Below are 229 nucleotides of genomic sequence, written 5' to 3' on the forward strand. Positions count from 1 at the left end.
GTTGCCCTGCAGCTTGCGGTCGGGACCGATCGCCGCCAGAAAACGCTCGGCCCAGTCCGCCGCGATCTGCACGAAGGTTTCTTCCGGCTGCATCTTGATGGCGCCGATCTCGCGCTTGGAGATGCCGCCTGTCCGGCACAGCATCGGTATCAGCCAGCGCGGCTCGGCATTCTGCCGGCGTCCAACCGACAGCGAAAACCAGACGCTGTCGCCGAAATCGTCGCGGCGG

1 protein-coding gene is annotated in these 229 nt (G+C 65.9%); it reads right to left on the minus strand.

The window, feature by feature from the left end; translation table 11 throughout:
• The coding region (locus E5W70_RS32925) for a DbpA RNA binding domain-containing protein (RefSeq protein ID WP_292665538.1) at nucleotides 1-229 on the minus strand (229 nt) is incomplete at both ends.

This window comes from Mesorhizobium sp., assembly GCF_005063415.1.
GTDB lineage: Bacteria > Pseudomonadota > Alphaproteobacteria > Rhizobiales > Rhizobiaceae > Mesorhizobium.